The sequence below is a fragment of the Candidatus Omnitrophota bacterium genome, from assembly GCA_003598025.1.
Classification (GTDB): domain Bacteria; phylum Omnitrophota; class Gorgyraeia; order Gygaellales; family Profunditerraquicolaceae; genus Profunditerraquicola.
In genome coordinates, this window is record QZKH01000003.1 from 241,054 (window position 1) to 258,580 (window position 17,527).

Here is a 17,527-nt window from a genome sequence, read left to right on the forward strand (position 1 = left end):
GAGCGGCAGGAATCATCCCGCACTTTTTACTCTGGCACAAACAACAGGGGTGGAGGGAATCGAACCCCCAGTCCTGGTTTTGGAGACCAGTGGTTTGCCGTTAACCGACACCCCTATAAACTTTTTTTAAGTGCGGGATGCCATTAACCGACGCTCCTTTATTCACAAATAAATTTTCAAATGCTACTTAATTTCTTTATGTGCAACGTGCTTATGACAAAATCTGCAAAACTTCTTAGTTTCCAGCTTTTCCTGATGCAGCTTCTTGTTTTTTTTAACAGTGTAGTTTTTATTCTTACACACGGAACATTCTAAAGTAATTATCTCTCTCATATTCTTTTTCTTCTTTTCCCGCTTAAAAGCTGGAGACGGGAATTGAACCCGTGACCCCGTCCTTACCAAGGACGTGCTCTACCAACTGAGCTACTCCAGCGCGACTGCGCAAATCACAGGCTTCTCTATAATAATATATAATAATATATACAAAAACAAAAACCACCCCATTAAAGAATTGTAAAATTCTTTACTTTTCTTAATGTAAATCTTGGGATTTCCTACGAAATGTTAATGTTAGGATTTATGTAAAGAATGAAGTATATAGTATATTTGCTGATTTGTCAACTTTTTTTTTAACTTTTTTTGTATCTTGCAAGGTTCTTAAAATCTTCCACTGTAAGCGCTTCCGGCCGAAGTTCAAGGCTGACAGAATAATCCGTGCTAAACCTAAGAAGGTCTTCAGGAAAGATAATATTTTTTACGGTATTCTTAATTTTTTTTCTACGCTGCCCAAAAGCTGCTTCAATTAACTTTAAAAACGTCATTTCCTGTTCAGGCGCAAGGCCTGGTTCTCCCCTGAACTTAATACTTAAGAATGCGGAGTCTATTTTGGGAACAGGATAAAATGAACCCTTTGATATTTTAAAGAGTTCTTTGGCTTCAGCAAAATATTGCACAAAACAACTTAAACGCCCATATACCTTAGAGCCTGGTTTTGCAACGACGCGGTCACAGAATTCCTTCTGCGCAGTTATATATAAATAAGATATAAGCTTACGGCTTAAAATCAATTTCTCGATTATCGGGGTAGTGATGTAATAAGGTATATTTCCGAAGACTTTAACCCTCCGACCTAATTTACCTATAATAGTATCGAGGTCGGCTTTTAAAAAATCTTTGTTTATTATGTCAATGTTCTTTTTCCCCTTAAATTTGTCCTCTAGGACTTTTACCAGGTCTTGATCAATTTCGAAAGCAAACACCTTTTTTACCATATCGCTTATCAAGCCTGTCATCTGACCCTGCCCAGCGCCTATCTCGATTACGATATCATCAGGCGAAAAAGAGCATGCCTGGATAATTTTTTTGCGAATGCCTTGATTAACAAGAAAATTCTGGCCTAACTTTTTTTTAGGTTTATCGTGCATCGTATAGCAGTATTTATTGCCTCAAGGAAACTAAGGTGGCTGGCCCTATTGGTCCCGGCAATATCAAAAGCAGTCCCGTGCAGGGGCGACGTCCTGACGAAACCAAGCCCGAGGGTAAGATTAACACCGGAATTAAAATCATCTGTCAGCTTCAGGGCAATAAGAGATTGGTCGTGATATAAGGCTATTGCGCAATCATAATAGCCGCGATAATGCTTATAAATAGCTATATCAGCAGGAAGCAAATCTATACAATTATGCCTGAATTTCCTTTTCAATTTCATTACCGCTGGTTTGATTATATTATTTTCTTCGCTGCCGATTACGCCATTGTCTGAAGCATGAGGGTTTAAAGCGCATATAACGAGCCTGGGCCTGTTTATACCGAAAAGTGTCTTCAGAGAAATAACGGCATGGGAAACCAGTTTAAACAACATCCCGGCATTAAGCGCCTTAGAAACAGACGCCAGGGGTATATGCCTGGTTGCCAATATAAATTTCATTTTTCCGTTTAAAAGCATCATTGCAAAATCCTTACATTGAAATTTTTCGGCGATATATTCCGTATGCCCTCTCCATTTGATCCCGCAGCTATTGATCCACTCTTTTGAAACCGGTGCGGTTACCAAACAGTCAAGCTGGCCATTTTTTAACAAACCCAATGCAAAATCCAGGTACTCTACAGAACACCGGGCATTATCAAGAGATGGCTTGCCAAACTTAAAACTCCTTCTTTTAACATTAGCGAGGTCATAAAAATCCGTATTTGGATACTGACCTTGCGCCAACTTACCTATTTTAGCCAGCACCCATGCGTCGCCAACTATTCGAAACTTAGCTTTGCCGGAAAATGAATTAAGGGCCTTTAAAATTATTTCGGGCCCTACCCCTGAGGGGTCTCCCATGGTTATGCCAATTCTTAACATATTAGAATATTTTAATATAAGATTTTTTCTTAAGGTCGCTGATCCATTCCTCGATTTTCTCAGCCATCTTCTTCTCAAAAAGATAGGAATATATGCTGTCGCGAGAATCTTCAAGGCTTATCTTCTTTGGAGGGAAAAGATCATAAAATAAAAAGATGTAATACGATTCGGCTATCTTAACCGGCCTGGAAAGGCCTCCTTTATTCAGTCTGGAAATCGCAGTTTCGACTTCGGGTTTTAATTCACCTTCTTTAACCCATAAAAATTTGTTGATCCTTATGGAATATTCTTTTGAAAGATCCTCAAAACTCTTCCCATCTTTAGCCTCGCCGTAGATTTTATTAGCCAGCTCTTTGCCGCTTATAACTAGAGCCTTGAATTCTTTTTGAGCAGGCATATTAAAATCTTCCGGATTATTTTCATAAAACGAGGTTACCTCTGAAGGCCTTATAACTATTTTATCCTTTACCTTCCTTTCAATAATCGCCCTCATAAGCATCTGCTCCCTTATCCTTTTTTCTACATCTGCTAAGGTGAGCCCGCGCCGCATAAGGTCGCTATCTAAATCCCTGCTTGAACCATAGCGTCTTCTAATGTCGTCAATCCTGGACTTTACACGCATGTCATCGATAGTTATATTCTCGTTTTTGGCTTCCTGAAGTATAAGCCTGTCGTCAATCAGCTTATCCAAAAGATCGCCTTTTATAGATTCTATATGTTTCTCAGCCTCAAGTTCATTTTTATCCTGGAAGTATTGCGCCTTCATAAAATTAACAAATTCACCCATATCCTTTTGTGTTATTGCCTCGTTATTCACTATTGCAACGATCTTGTCCTGGGCAAATAGCAAGTTTGTATTCAACAAAAAAATAAAAGTTAAAATTCCGCACAAAAACTTAATTAGGTTTTTCATTCTCATATTTTCCCTGATCAAAAGACCTTTTTCCGTTTAATAGTATTTTTTTAAAATTGCCGATAGCTTCCCTTAAGAGCCTGCAGTAAAGGTCAAATCCTATTGTATCAATAAAACCGTGCTGCTGTGCCCCCAGAAGGTTGCCCGCGCCCCTAAGCTCAAGATCCTCCATAGCTATCTTGAACCCTGCGCCTATATAAGAGTGTTCTTCTAAAGCTGAAAGCCTTTTGGCTGCCTGGCTTTCAATTATTTCATTTTTAGGTATTAAAAAATACGCATATGCCGGCTTATCAAATCTCCCCACCCTTCCTCTTAACTGATGAAGGTCAGACAGCCCAAAGGTATGCGCGTTGTTTACGATAATCGTATTTACATTGGGGATATCGATCCCCGACTCGATTATCATGGTGCAGAGCAATACATCCACCTGGCCATTCAGGAATCTAAGCATAACGTCTTCAAGTATGGATGCTGGCATTTGGCCATGCGCTACAGCGATATTGACTGATGGAGGTAAAATTTTAGCCAAGCTTTCTTCAAGCTGGTCAATGTCATAAACCCGGTTATGCACAAAATAAACCTGGCCGCCCCTTGACAGTTCTTTCATGACCGCCTGCTTTATCAAATCGGTATCATATTCTACCACAGATGTCCTTATTGGCAACCTATTTTGGGGCGGGGTGTTAATAATAGAGAGATCCTTTGCACCCATCAGGCTCATATAAAGAGTCCTGGGTATCGGAGTGGCAGTCAAAGTCAAAACATCACATGATAACCTTAAAGATTTAAGCTTTTGCTTAGCCTTTACGCCAAATCTCTGCTCTTCATCAATTATCACCAACCCCAAATCTCTAAATTTTATATCATCTGATAGCAGCCTGTGCGTACCGATAACAATATCAACATTACCTTTGGCCAATTCCCTGATTATATCTTTCTGCCTGCTTTTTGTCCTGAACCTTGAAAGCATATCTACATTAACAGGCATATCTTTAAGCCTTGAGTAAATGTTCTGATACAACTGCTCTACAAGTATGGTTGTAGGAGCAAGATAGGCTACCTGCTTACCGCTTACAACAGCCTTAAAAGCAGCCCTTAAGGCAACTTCAGTCTTGCCATAGCCTACATCCCCGCATAATAACCGGTCCATGACACGAGAAGATTCCATGTCGGATTTCACTTCCTGCATTGCTTTTATCTGGCCGGGGGTCTCTTTATATGGAAACCCTGATTCAAACTCCCTCTGTAAATCAGAATCGGCAAGGAATTGAAATCCCTTCACACTTAGCCTCATTGCTTCTAAAGATAATAATTCCCAGGCAAGCTTTTGAATCCCTTTCTTTGCCCTGTTTTTTACCCTCTGCCATTCTTTGCTGCCTAACCTATACAACCTCGGCCTTTTTGAAGCAAAAGTAATATATTTCTGGACAAGGTGCATTTTTTCTATGGGGACAAAAAGCTTTTCCTGCCGGTCGTATTCAATGACTATATGGCTGCGCTTGTCTTTGTCGCCTTTAATTTTCTCAAGCCCCAGGAACCTGCCTATACCATACTCATTGTGTACCACGTAATCGCCTACATTAAGGTCCACAAAGCTGGATACAGGAAAATCCTCGTTAAATACCCTGGTTTTAAATTCGCTTACTCGCTTTACCGGAAGTATTATGATGATCTGGTGGTCCCAAAGCAACTCTCCGTTATCAGGGTTAAAAGCTTTGATAAATGAAATGCTATCCAATTCAATATTAATCCTTACCGGTAATTCAAAGCTAAATGGATATACATCGAGGATGCTGCCACGGCGGGAAAAATGGCCTTCGGTACTGCAGTTTTGCGCTTTGTGATATCCAAAATCCACCAGGACAGACTCAATCCTGGCAAAGTCTGCATACTCTCCAACGCATAACTTCAAAGATTTAAACATCAGATCTATTTTTTACTTTTACTTCTTTTACTCCAGGCAAGAACCAAAGGTGAAGCAATAAAAATCGTAGAATATACGCCGGAAATAAAACCGACTAACAACGTAAACGCAAAGTTACTTAAGATCTCTCCGCCGTAAAAATATATAGCTAAAACCATAAGAAGCGTTACCCCGCTGGTCAAAATAGTCCTGGAGAGAGTCTGGTTTACGCTGATATTTATTAATTCATACAGGCTCATTTTATTCAACAAGCGCCCATTCTCTCTTACCCTATCGTAAATAACTATGGTATCGTTTATTGAATAGCCGGCTATTGTCAGAAATGCGGTAATCGATAAAAGATCGATCTGCCTGCCGGTAAAAATCAGGAATACCAAGGCTACAGCCACGTCATGCAATAGTGCTATTACTCCAGCAGCTGCGAAATTAAAATGCCTAAAGCGGAATGCAACATAAACAAGTATGCCTAACAATGACCATACCAGTGCTGATATTGCTTTACCCCTTAACAATTTTCCGGCAGCAGGGCCGACTTTTTCGACACGCATGAGCTGCACATCAGAACCTGCAAAAACAGACTGAAGTTTTTCGGTCAGGATCTTGCTTTCATCTGCGCCTGTCCTGATCAAGACTAATCTCGGGTCGTCTTTAAATTGCTGTATCTGCGCATCTCCTAAATTCATATCCTTAAGCAATCCCCTTATTTTATCTATATCCGGCGAATCGCTAAATTTGTATTCCTGAAGCTGCCCCCCTGCAAAATCTATCCCATAAACAATCTGGCCCTTTTTAAAAAATAGGAATAAACCAACAATAATTATTATTAAGGATACAGCGTAAAATATCCTTCTTTTTGATATAAAATCAAATTTAGGCTGGCCTATAAGTTTAAGCATAGGCAGATTTTTCAAAATATTAAATTTCATCAGCCACTCCAATATCGTCCTGGTGACAACTATTGCCGTAAACATACTTGCAATAATACCTATTGTAAGAGTAACCGCAAAACCTCTGATCGGGCCTGTTCCAAACTGAAAGAGCAAAAATGCAGCTATTAATGTAGTAAGATTCGAATCCAGTATTGCGCTAAACGCCTTGTGATAACCGCTTGCCACAGCATTCCTGATATGTTTTCCTGCGCTTAATTCCTCCCTGATCCTTTCATTAATCAGGACATTGGCATCAATTGCCATACCCAGAGAGAGGGCGATACCAGCGATCCCGGGAAGAGTTAAAGTTGCAGAAACATTAAGAAGGACAGGCAGCATGGCCAAGCCACCCAAAATTATTATAAGGTTAAATATAAAAGCGATATTTGCTATTAAGCCGGCGAAAAGATAGTATACTGCCATGAAAACAAAAACAAAGCCACCTCCGATTATACTGGCTTTTATGCCCTTATTAATCGAATCCTGGCCCAGGAGCGGACCAACAGTCCTTTCTTCTTCTATATACATAGGTGCGGGAAGAGCGCCAACCTTAAGGACGATAGATAAATCCTTAGCCTGATCAGCAGTGAACCTGCCTGTAATCATCGCCTGGCCAGAAGGAATTGCTTCTTTGATCCTGGGAGCAGACTGCACTTTTCCATCCAGTACTATTGCCAGCATCCTTCCAATATTATTTGCGGTTATTTCTGCAAACTTCCTTGCCCCCTCATTACTGAAAGTAATTTCTACTACAGGCTGGTTAAATTCGCTTTGGTTAAAACGCACAGCAGCATTAACCAATGCATCTCCGGTCAAAACAGTTTTTTTCTCAACCAATACAGGTACGTTTTCATCTTCAATATACTTAAGCTCATATTCCTCAGGGATATTACCCTCTAATGCTGCTTTAAGCTTAACCTGGTCATCAGAGACCATTTTAAATTCCAATAAAGCAGTTTTGCCGATTAGATCTATAGCCCTGTCTCTATCGGTGACTCCTGGCAGTTGGACAACTATCTCATCCTCGCCCTGTTTCTGTATAGAAGGCTCGCGCACCCCAAACTGGTCTATCCTGTTTCTTATTACCTCTAAAGCCCTATCCCTGGCATCCTCTTTTGTTTCCTTGGATAAATGGCTGGTGTCAACTTTAAGGACTAAGTGCATACCGCCTTTTAAATCCAGGCCTAAGTTAATCCTTTTATCAAGAGGAAAAGCAAAAAATAAACAAATTACAAGGATAGCAGTAATAAATACCGACTTGACCAACAGTTTATTATCCATTTTAAGAAGCTTTCTTTTTAATGTAAGCTATACAATTCTTCTCTACTTCCATTTTGGCATTATCATCAATACGCAAGATTACAGATTTTTCCTTGACGTTAACTATCGTGCCGTGAACGCCGCCGGTAGTAACTACTTCGTCATTCTTATTCAGTGCCTCTAATAATTTCTGGTGTTCTTTCTCTTTAGCCTTTTGCGGCCGTATGATCAAAAAATAAAAAATAGCAAATATTAAGATTAACGGTATTAAATTTGTTATCGGACTTACTGCTTGTGCCTGAGGCATCATTTTCCTCCTTTTTTCAGCTTCTTAAATAAGCTTTTTAGGGTATCAGAAGGCTGAGCCCCGTTTTTGACCCAAGATTCGAATTTGTCTGCCTTTATGTCCAACTTACCGCTCGAAGGATCATAAAAACCTAGCTCTTCGATAAACCTGCCATCGCGGGCTGTCGTTTCTTCAAAAACACTGACCCTGAAATGGGGTTTTCCCTTTGGATTCTTTCCTATCCTTCTTAACCTGATACGAACTGCCATTTTTGTTTCTCCTTTCTAATTATTAATCGCTTCCACTAACGCCCTTGCTTTATTCAATGACTCATTGTACTCTTTCTGAGGTAAAGAATCGGCGACTATACCGGCTCCAGCCTGGATATAAGCGTATCCATCCTTTAAAACTATAGTCCTTATTGTTATGCAGGTGTCCATATTCCCGGAAAAAGAAAAATACCCGATACAACCAGCATACGGCCCGCGCCTTACATTTTCAAGCTCATCAATTATCTGCATTGCCCTGACCTTAGGGCTTCCCGAAACGGTACCAGCCGGAAAACATGCCTTGAGAGCATCAAAACTTGACTTGCCCCTCTTAAGGTATCCGCTTACTTCCGAAACAATATGCATCACGTGAGAGTATCTTTCAATAGTCATAAATTCTGAGACTTTTACCTTGCCAGCCTGGCAAACCCTGCCTAAATCATTCCTGCCTAAATCCACAAGCATTATATGCTCTGAACGCTCTTTAGCGTCATTTAAAAGTTCGGACTCCATTTTTTTATCCTGAGATTCATCCCTGCCCCGCGGCCTGGTACCGGCGATAGGCCTGGTCTGAGCAAAGCCATCCTCGCAACGAACCAGCATTTCCGGAGAAGAGCCTATCAGGCTGAACTTATCCATTTTTAGGTAAAACATATACGCGGATGGGTTAATACTACGCAGTTTCCTGTAAATGTCAAAAGAATTTTTGTTAATTTTTATCTTCAATCTTTGCGAGAGGACAACTTGAATAATATCGCCTTTATGTATATATTCTTTGGCTTTCTTGATAATATTCATGAACCCGTCTTTAGTAAAATTAGATCTTAATGTGATTTTATACGGCTTACGCTCCAGGGGACCAGAAACAGGCATGATTTTCTTAAATTTCATCTCTAAGTGATTGATCTCTTCAACAGCTTGAGAATACAGTTTTTTAACATAATTATTATTTTTGGCAGAACTTATTCGGGGTAAATAACAAATAGATATGATCTTGATTTTGTGCTTAAGATGGTCAAAGACCAGCAAGCTTTTGGTAAGCATAAACACCGAATCCGGCAGGTTAAGGTCATCTTTGTTTTTATCGGGAATGTCTTCAATAAATCTGACGGTATCATAGGAAAGGTATCCTATAAAACCTCCGTAAAACCTCGGCAGTCCGTTGACTTCAACCGGGTGGAAGTCACGCATAATACCTTCAAGCTCTTCAAGCGACCCCTTCGAGGTAACATAAGACTTGATCTTACCCATTGACGGCTTAATGATTTTTATTTCTTTATCCCTATTAGAAAAAATCATATGGGGTTTTGTCCCCAGGAATGAAAACCTGGCTATCTTCTCCTGGCCTTCTACCGATTCAAGGAGGAATGAATATTTATCCTCTTGTATCCTTAGAAATGCTGAAACAGGAGTATCTAAATCAGCGTTTATCTCCTTAAACACAGGAATAACATTGCCCTTCTTAGCATATTTTAGAAATTGTTTATAATCAGGATAGATCATCTTTTAAATTATTTTATTCGTTCGAGTCCATAAAACCGCACATTTCAGGGTGCGGATGAAGTTTGAGCGTTCAGTATTTCGCTCCAAAAAATTTCGGGTTAAAGCCCGAGCAGCTTAATTTTTCTAAAGAAACAGCTTCTTTTGCCGGTATGGCAGGCAACACCTACCTGTTTTACCTTGATCAATAAGGTATCCATATCGCAATCATAATAAATACTCTTAACAAACTGAAAATGGCCTGAAGTCATGCCTTTTACCCAATACTCTTTCCTGGAACGCGACCAAAAACAAGTCTTTTTAAGCTTCAGGGTGCGTTTAATAGACTCTTTATTCATATAAGCAAGCATAAGCACGGCATTATCCTTATAATCCTGGATAATGACAGGAATAAGGCCGTTACTATCAAATTTCAAATCTTTAATACTGACTTTTTTCTCTTTTTTCATAGCCTTACCGGTATATTCCTCTCCTTTAAGTATTCCTTGACTTGCTTTACCGTAAACTCCTGATAGTGGAAAATCGATGCCGCCAAAGCAGCATCTGCCTTTCCTTTATCAAAAACTTCGTAAAAATCCTCCAATTTCCCCGCTCCGCCGGAAGCGATAACGGGGATATTAACAGCCTCGCTTATCCTATTTGTAAGCTCGATATCGTAGCCATCTTTTGTACCATCATAATCCATACTTGTCAAAAGAATTTCTCCGGCACCAAGCCTATAAGCATTTTTAGCCCATTCTATGGCGTCAAGGCCAGCCGGTGTCCTGCCCCCGTTTATATAGACTTCCCATTTTTTGCCATCGGATGATCTCTTTGCGTCGATAGCCACTACTATACACTGGCTTCCGAACTTTGCAGATGATTCTTTAATCAACTCGGGATATTTTACTGCAGCCGTATTTATAGATACCTTATCAGCTCCTGCATTAAGCAGGTCCTTAATATCATCGGAGGTAGCTATGCCTCCACCAACAGTAAAAGGCATAAATACATTCTCGGCAATCTTTTCAACAAGCTCAATCATTGTTTTTCTTTTTTCAAAACTTGCCGTGATGTCCAGAAAAACTAATTCATCAGCCTGCTGCTTATCATAGACCTTAGCAACCTCTACCGGGTCACCCGCATCTTTAAGCCCGAGAAATTTTATTCCTTTAACTACCCTACCCTCTTTAATATCCAGGCAGGGTATTATTCTTTTTGTAAGCATCTTATTTTTTGTTAGCCTTATTTCATCTTTACGCTAAGGTATCTTCCTAACAGCTTCCAGGTAACTTTACCGACTCTGCCGTCAGCCGGAATATTATTATCGCGCTGAAAAGCCCTTATGGCATCTTTAGTCTGCCTTCCCAATCTTCCGTCAATTTTGCCAGGATTGTAACCGGCGTTCTTAAGGGCTAACTGTATTTGCCTTACATTCGGCCTGGATTTTACTTCAGATATTCTGCCGGGCTTAGCCGCCATCATTTCATTCCGGGCATTCAAAGCATTTAGTTCACTTTTAAGCGAGTCTACTTCTTCCTGTTTAATCTGAAGCTGCGAGTTTAAAGCAGAAAGTTCGTTTCTTAATGATTGGATTTCCAAATCTTTCTTTTTGGCTGCCGTGGCGCACCCCTGTAAAAGCAATACTGAAAACACAAGCACGATAACTATGGCCCTTTTTACCACATCACCCTCCTTTTATTAGCCTTGCTTTCACATGCAAAGGCAAATTCGTTTATACCTATGAATACTTAGCAGCTTCAGGCAAGGTAAATTTAGCTTCATAAAGTGCCTTACCAATAATTACGCCGCTTAAGCCATCCTTCTCCAGCATCTTGAGGCGCATTAAATCCTGTAAACAGGAAACCCCTCCGGAAGCGATAATCCTAATCCTGTGTGTTTTTAATAGCTGCTTCAATTTCTTAATATTAGGCCCTTTGAGAGTCCCATCCATATTCACATCAGTAAAAATTATTTCTTTTAATCCACTCTTTTTAAGGGATTTTAAAAGCTTATCAACGCTGACTCTTGCAGCGCCCTTTTTCCATCCTTTTATCAAAACAGAATCCTGCCTTGCATCAACGCTTACAATTACCCTGTCCTTATATTTTTTCAAAACTTTTTCAAGGAATTTTGCCTCGATGGCCCTTGTGCCTAAAACCACCCTGTAAATCCCGGCATCAAGAAGGCGTTTTATATCAGCCTGGGTCCTTATGCCACCGCCAAATTCAACAGGTATGCTTACTGCCCTGGCGATTTCTTGAACATATCTAAAATTTTGCATTTTCCCTTTTATCGCTCCGTCTAAATCAACGAGATGCAAAAGCTTTGCTCCCTGCCTCTGCCAATGCTTAGCAGTCATCACAGGGTCTGATGAGTAGACCGTTTTACCGGTCTTACCCTGCACCAGGCGCACAACCTTACCCTGCATTATATCTATAGCGGGTATAATTAACATATTATAAATCAATGAAGTTTCTTAATATCTTCATGCCGGTATCCTGGCTTTTTTCAGGATGGAATTGCACACCAAAGATATTATTCTTCCATATTATTGAACTAAAATTCACCCCGTATTCGGTTGAGGCAGCGATAATGCTTTTATCCGCAGGCTCAGGATAATAAGAGTGGCAGAAATAAACAAAAGATCCGGATTTAATATCTTTAAGCAACGGGCATGCCCCATTAATAATATTCAGCTGATTCCAGCCCATATGGGGGACTTTAACTTTGAGATCTTGGTCAAAAAGCTTGACGCTCCCGGTAAGCAAACCAAGCCCTTTTTCCTTTAGCGCCTCCTGGCTAGATTCAAATAAAACTTGCATACCAAGGCATATGCCAAGAAAGAACTTATTTCCAGAGACCTGTTTTAATATTGAATCAACAAGATTAACCCTTCTTAACTCGTCAATAGCGTCATCAAAGGCACCCACTCCGGGAAAAACAATTTTTTCGCACTTATCCAGATCTTTCGGACTATTTGTGACTATAGTTTTTTTACCCATAGACTCTATAGCTTTTTTGACGCTATGGATATTACCCATTCCATAATCAATAATACAGATCATAACAAACCCTTATTTAATCAATTATGCCTTTTGTCGAAGGAATACCTTTGCGGCGGGGATCAACTTGCGTGGCCTGATCCATTGCAATCCCTAACGCTTTAAATATAGGCTCTAAATTTGTATGTAAATCTGGGTTATTCCTTGTTTCCAGCTTTATTACTAGATTTGCCCCTAATTTATTGACAAACCCTTCGAAGAAATGGTTAGCATATTCAAGAGAGTAATTTTCCTGCGAATTTATAGCAGCGAAGGTATGCGAAGGCAAAGATATGCCCTTAAAATAAGCCCTGCCGCTTATATCCACGCTCACATCAGCCACAACTTCTTCCATAGGAACAGAAGCAGAACCAAACCGCTTTATCCCTTCTTTCTGGCCCAAGGCCTCCTTAAAGGCATCTCCTAAAACAATCCCTACATCTTCGTTAGTATGGTGTATATCTACTTTTAGATCGCCCTTTGCAGCGATCTCTAAATCAAACAGGCCATGAAAAGCAAAAAGTTCCAGCATATGATCCAATATACCTATACCGGTATCAATTTTTGATTCACCAGTACCATCGATGTTTAATTTAATGGTTATTTCAGTTTCCTTTGTCTTTCTGGTTTTTAGTGCTTCTCTTTTTGGCATTTTATCTCCTATTGAAATCGGATTTTTACTGACTCCATATGCTTAGATAAACCCTCTATTGAAGCGATCTTTTCAAGAGGCTCCCTGACTTTCTCAAGTGATTTCTTTGAATAGCTTATAATATGGTTGCATTTAAGAAAATCGCAAACAGATAATCCGGAGAAAAACCTGGCAGTCCCCGAAGTAGGCAATACATGGCTGGGCCCTGCAACATAATCCCCCACTGCGGTAGGAGAATACGGCCCGAGGAAAATCGCCCCTGCGTTTTTAATGCCCCTGACAAGCCTCCTGGGGTTATTAACAAGTATCTCCAGGTGTTCAGGCGCTATTCTGTTAGCTACATCAACAGCCTGTGATAAGTTCTTCGTAAGGACGATAAAGCCATTCATGCCTTCCAGACTTGATTTAATTAATTTAGCCATCTTCTTTGAATTCGTAATCAATACTGCCAAGCCCTGGGCGTGCTCAGCCTGCGCTTTTAAATCGGCTATTATAAATTTAGGGTCGCTGAATTGATTAGCGATGATGACTAATTCTGTGGGGCCTGCGATCATATCGATATCCGTATAACCAAAAACCTGGCGCTTAGCTTCACTCACATACATATTCCCCGGCCCGACTATCTTGTCAACTTTAGTTATGGTCTTTGTCCCGAAAGCAAGAGCGGCTATGCCCTGAGCGCCGCCTACTCGGTATATTTCATTTACTTTTAACAGATCAGCGACAACCAATATATGCGGGTTAATGGCGCCATTAGCATCGGGAGGACTGATTAAAACTATCTTTTTAACACCGGCGATTTTTGCCGGTAAGACTGTCATATAAACACAAGAGACCAGCGGCGCTGTCCCTGCCGGTATATAAACCCCGACCTTCTCAATAGGCTCGTATTTTTCACCGAGGATCACGCCATCTGAACCCCTGGTCCTCCATGACCTTTTAAGAGTTTTATTATAAAACTTAGTAACATTATCGATAACTATCTTTAAATTCGAGACAAAATCCGGGTTTATATTCTGATAAGCGCCGCTTATATCTGCTTCAGCAACTTTCAACTGCCTTAACTGCATTTTGACTTTATCAAATTTCTTTGTGTATTTCAAAACTGCATCATCACCGTTAAAACGGACATCTTCGATGATCTTTTTAACCTTTTCCTCAATCCGCCTATAGCGGATTTGACCGCGGTTATAAATCTTGTCCAGTTGTTTGCTTGCAGGCCGTATTATTTTCATAATCTCATCTCTTTTATATATTTCTTGAACTCATTTATTGTTAATTCCAGATTCTCAGGTTTATCTCCACCGGCTTGAGCAAAATCCATCCTGCCCCCGCCGCTGCCGCCGATACTCTTTGCGATTATCCGGATAATACCGGAAGCATCCATACCCCTCTGGCATAAATCATTGGTTAATCCGACCACCAGAAAAACCTTGCCATTGACAGAAGACCCTAAAATTATAGCAGAACTTGCGACTTTAGACTTGAGCAAATCAACAGTTTTTCTAAGTAATTCCATATCATAGCCATTAAGGATGTGCGCAATAATATTTATTCCGTTTATTGATTCCGAACCCTGGATCAACTCATCGATATTCTGCCTGGTTATATTGAGCCTCTGAGAGTAAAGTTCTTTTTCAAGCTGCTTGAGCTTATCCTGCTTTTTATTAATCTCATCAACAATTTTGTCCTCTTCGACATTTAATATCGAACTTATTTGGGAGAGGGTGCGGGATTCTCTCTTGAGCAAATCATAAGCAGCATCGCCGGTTAAAGCCTCTATCCTTCTTATCCCTGAAGCCACCGAGCTCTCCTGAATAATCTTAAAAATTCCGATTTGCGATGTAGAAACCAAATGCGTCCCGCCGCAAAGCTCTTTAGATACATCTCCTATCTCTACAATACGGACATCATCTTCATATTTATCCCCAAAAAAAGCAAGGGCCCCGGTTTTCTTTGCCAGATTTAGCGATGTTTTCTTTACCCTTAAATCTATATTCTTAAGAATATAACTGTTTACAAGGTCTTCGATGCGCTCCAATTCCTGCTGGCTTAAAGCTTTAAAATGCGAAAAATCAAACCTGAGCTTATCAAAATCAACCAGAGAACCCTGTTGTTTTACATGCGCGCCCAGTATAGTCCTTAACGCTGACTGAAGAAGGTGCGTTGCAGTATGGTTCCTGGCAATCGCAAGCCTTCTTTGAGCATCTATTGCAGAAACAACTTGGCTGCCCTTAATAAAACTGCCTTGCTCGACGTTTCCAAAATGCAAAATTACTTTGCCGATTTTCTTGGTATTTTTCACAGAAAAGACTGACTTACCTTTTACAATTTTTCCCGTGTCACCAACCTGCCCTCCGCTCTCTGCGTAAAAAGGCGATCTATCCAATATTAATACTGCGCTATCTCCCTTTATGATTTTCTTGATTTCATCGTTATCTTTCAGAATCTTGATGATCTTTGACTTGCTTTCATGTTCATTATATCCGGAAAACCTTGTATCTTTGGCAACAGCTTTAAAATCACGGCTTTCAAATACATCGCCTTTCATAGCGCTCTGTACCTTTGAACGGTTTTTCTGCTCCATGATGTTTGAATTAAGCTTACCCGTAGAAATATCTGCTTTATATTTTTCTTTTAGCCACTTAGCGGTAACCTCTATCGGCAAACCATAAGTATCATATAGCTGAAAGGCGATATCGGCATTCTCATCAGCATTGGAAGCAGACTCGGCATCCGCAAATTTCTCAGTAAGGTATTTATCGCTTGATTTCAATATATCGAGAAAACTTTTTTCTTCGGCCAGAATAATTTCTGCGATATCCTCTTTTCTGCTGTTTAATTCAGGATATGGCTCAGACATTAACTTGGCGACTATAGGAGTTAATTTGTACAGAAAAGGCCTTTTTACACCCATACTTACCATATGATAAACACTCTTACGTATTATTTTCCTGACGATGTATCCCCTTTTTTCATTCGAAGGCATAACGCCATCATAAATAGAAAAAACTATTGCCCTGATATGGTCGGCGACAGCATTAATAAGCTCTGCCTCAGGTAAAACAACACTATTTTTAATCTCTTTTATAAGAGGGATAAAAAGATCAGTTTCAAAATTAGAATAGACCCCCTGCATTACCGCAGCCAGCCTTTCTAAGCCCATACCGGTATCTATGTTTTTATTTGGCAAAGGCTCAAGCAAACCCCCTTCCTTACGGTTAAACTGGGTAAAAACCAAATTCCATATCTCGACAAACCTGCCGCATGAACATCCGGGGCTGCATGAATCCTTACCGCAGCCAACGCCCTCCCCGAAATCATAAAATATTTCAGAACAAGGCCCGCATGGCCCATTAGGCCCTTTTTCTTTTGCTTCAGACGGCCAAAAATTATCCTTGTCTCCAAGTTTAACTATTTTATGGCTAGGAAGCTTTATGATTTTTAGCCATTTTTCATAAGCTTCGCTGTCATCCTTATAAACTGACACCCAAAGCCTGGATTCAGGTATCTTGAGTTCTTTGGTCAAAAATTCCCATGCCCAGCAAATCGCATCTTCCTTAAAATAATCACCGAAAGAAAAATTACCCAGCATCTCAAACATCGTGTGATGGCAGGCTGTTTTACCCACCTTTTCCAGGTCATCAGTACGCAGGCATCGCTGGGCAGTAGCAGCACGCTTGAATCCGGAATTAAATCCCATAAATTCTTTCTTAAACTGGTTCATTCCGGCAGGGGTAAATAATACAGTATTATCATCATGCGGGATAAGGCTGTCGCTGGCGACAATCTTATGCCCTTTCTGCTTAAAATACTGGAGAAATTTATTTCTTATTAAATCAGCTTTCATAACTAGTAATTGAATCTATAATGAGGTTGGCAGGAAACCCGCGCCTGGCAAGATACGAATAGAGCCTGTTCCTTCTTTTGCTTGGCTCCAGCTCAGCAAGTTGTTTTGATTTCTTCATTATCAAACCTTTGATTACTTCAGCCTCAGAATATTTCCCCGTTAAATCTTTTATCGTTTGATCAATAATATTATTCGAGACTCCCTTAAGCTTGAGTTCGTATTTTATTTTAGTAATACCGACTCCGCGGCTAATCCTGGTTTCAGCCCAATTCTTAGCAAATATATTATCATCGATAAAGTTATGCTCTAACAACCAGTTAATGACATTATTTATTACCCCTGCATCGTATTTCTTGCTTTTCAACCTCCGGGTTAATTCGGCAACGCTTCGCTGCCTGAATTTGAGAAGAAGAAAGGCATAATTCCTTGCCTTAATTATCTGCGGGTTATCTATCTTGTCCACCTGGTATAATTATGAAGCTCCCCGAGCTAAAGCCCGAGGTTTCTTGGAGCGAAATACTGAGCGTACACACTCCCTCCGCACCTTTCAAGGTGCGGTTTTTGTGGCCGC

Annotated in this window: 18 protein-coding genes and 2 tRNA genes; all 20 read right to left on the reverse strand. The window is 40.3% G+C overall.

What is annotated here, in order from left to right:
* Window positions 1-44: 44 nt before the first annotated feature.
* The 20 genes from C4533_03680 to C4533_03775 all read right to left on the reverse strand — a co-directional run bounded on the left by C4533_03680 (window position 45) and on the right by C4533_03775 (window position 17,419).
* Window positions 45-115, reverse strand: a tRNA-Trp gene (locus C4533_03680).
* A 68-nt stretch (window positions 116-183) separates the two neighbouring features.
* Window positions 184-333, reverse strand: a complete 150-nt coding sequence (rpmG, locus tag C4533_03685) for a 50S ribosomal protein L33 (protein RJP28905.1) — start codon at window positions 331-333, stop codon at window positions 184-186.
* A gap of 27 nt (window positions 334-360) precedes the next feature.
* Window positions 361-433, reverse strand: a tRNA-Thr gene (locus C4533_03690).
* A gap of 196 nt (window positions 434-629) precedes the next feature.
* On the reverse strand, window positions 630-1,424 hold the full coding sequence (gene rsmA / locus C4533_03695; GenBank protein ID RJP28906.1) for a ribosomal RNA small subunit methyltransferase A: 795 nt from the start codon (window positions 1,422-1,424) through the stop codon (window positions 630-632).
* Entirely contained in the window at window positions 1,397-2,350 is a 954-nt protein-coding gene (gene pdxA / locus C4533_03700) for a 4-hydroxythreonine-4-phosphate dehydrogenase PdxA (GenBank protein RJP28907.1), read from the reverse strand. The genes rsmA and pdxA overlap by 28 nt, the downstream gene beginning before the upstream one ends.
* A 1-nt stretch (window position 2,351) precedes the next feature.
* Window positions 2,352-3,269, reverse strand: coding sequence for a hypothetical protein (locus C4533_03705; protein ID RJP28908.1), 918 nt, complete (start codon window positions 3,267-3,269; stop codon window positions 2,352-2,354).
* Window positions 3,247-5,187, reverse strand: a complete 1,941-nt coding sequence (gene mfd / locus C4533_03710) for a transcription-repair coupling factor (GenBank protein ID RJP28909.1) — start codon at window positions 5,185-5,187, stop codon at window positions 3,247-3,249. Before mfd ends, C4533_03705 begins: the two co-directional genes overlap by 23 nt.
* A 5-nt stretch (window positions 5,188-5,192) precedes the next feature.
* Complete coding sequence (gene secD, locus C4533_03715) at window positions 5,193-7,397, reverse strand: protein translocase subunit SecD (protein RJP28910.1); 2,205 nt, start codon at window positions 7,395-7,397, stop codon at window positions 5,193-5,195.
* A gap of 1 nt (window position 7,398) precedes the next feature.
* A complete protein-coding gene (gene yajC, locus C4533_03720) occupies window positions 7,399-7,686 on the reverse strand; it encodes a preprotein translocase subunit YajC (protein RJP28911.1) in 288 nt (95 codons plus the stop codon).
* A complete protein-coding gene (locus tag C4533_03725) occupies window positions 7,683-7,931 on the reverse strand; it encodes a 30S ribosomal protein S16 (GenBank protein RJP28912.1) in 249 nt (82 codons plus the stop codon). Before C4533_03725 ends, yajC begins: the two co-directional genes overlap by 4 nt.
* Before the next feature lie 15 nt (window positions 7,932-7,946).
* Window positions 7,947-9,434, reverse strand: coding sequence for an anthranilate synthase component I (gene trpE, locus C4533_03730; GenBank protein ID RJP28913.1), 1,488 nt, complete (start codon window positions 9,432-9,434; stop codon window positions 7,947-7,949).
* Window positions 9,435-9,532: 98 nt separating this feature from the next.
* Window positions 9,533-9,880 carry a phosphoribosyl-AMP cyclohydrolase gene (hisI, locus tag C4533_03735; protein RJP28914.1) on the reverse strand — a complete coding sequence of 116 codons (348 nt, stop codon included), beginning with the start codon at window positions 9,878-9,880 and terminating at the stop codon, window positions 9,533-9,535.
* Window positions 9,877-10,638, reverse strand: a complete 762-nt coding sequence (gene hisF, locus C4533_03740; GenBank protein RJP28915.1) for an imidazole glycerol phosphate synthase subunit HisF — start codon at window positions 10,636-10,638, stop codon at window positions 9,877-9,879. Before hisF ends, hisI begins: the two co-directional genes overlap by 4 nt.
* Window positions 10,639-10,655: 17 nt before the next feature.
* Window positions 10,656-11,096 carry a hypothetical protein gene (locus C4533_03745; GenBank protein RJP28916.1) on the reverse strand — a complete coding sequence of 147 codons (441 nt, stop codon included), beginning with the start codon at window positions 11,094-11,096 and terminating at the stop codon, window positions 10,656-10,658.
* Between the two features lie 55 nt (window positions 11,097-11,151).
* Window positions 11,152-11,868, reverse strand: coding sequence for a 1-(5-phosphoribosyl)-5-[(5-phosphoribosylamino)methylideneamino]imidazole-4-carboxamide isomerase (gene hisA, locus C4533_03750; protein RJP28917.1), 717 nt, complete (start codon window positions 11,866-11,868; stop codon window positions 11,152-11,154).
* Window position 11,869: 1 nt separating this feature from the next.
* Window positions 11,870-12,478, reverse strand: a complete 609-nt coding sequence (gene hisH / locus C4533_03755) for an imidazole glycerol phosphate synthase subunit HisH (GenBank protein RJP28918.1) — start codon at window positions 12,476-12,478, stop codon at window positions 11,870-11,872.
* 13 nt (window positions 12,479-12,491) lie between these two features.
* A complete protein-coding gene (gene hisB, locus C4533_03760; GenBank protein RJP28919.1) occupies window positions 12,492-13,106 on the reverse strand; it encodes an imidazoleglycerol-phosphate dehydratase HisB in 615 nt (204 codons plus the stop codon).
* Between the two features lie 8 nt (window positions 13,107-13,114).
* A complete protein-coding gene (hisD, locus tag C4533_03765; protein ID RJP28920.1) occupies window positions 13,115-14,341 on the reverse strand; it encodes a histidinol dehydrogenase in 1,227 nt (408 codons plus the stop codon).
* On the reverse strand, window positions 14,338-16,956 hold the full coding sequence (locus C4533_03770; GenBank protein ID RJP28921.1) for an alanine--tRNA ligase: 2,619 nt from the start codon (window positions 16,954-16,956) through the stop codon (window positions 14,338-14,340). The genes hisD and C4533_03770 overlap by 4 nt, the downstream gene beginning before the upstream one ends.
* Window positions 16,946-17,419: a regulatory protein RecX gene (locus C4533_03775; protein ID RJP28922.1), complete on the reverse strand. Its 474-nt coding sequence runs from the start codon at window positions 17,417-17,419 to the stop codon at window positions 16,946-16,948. The genes C4533_03770 and C4533_03775 overlap by 11 nt, the downstream gene beginning before the upstream one ends.
* Window positions 17,420-17,527 lie beyond the last annotated feature (108 nt).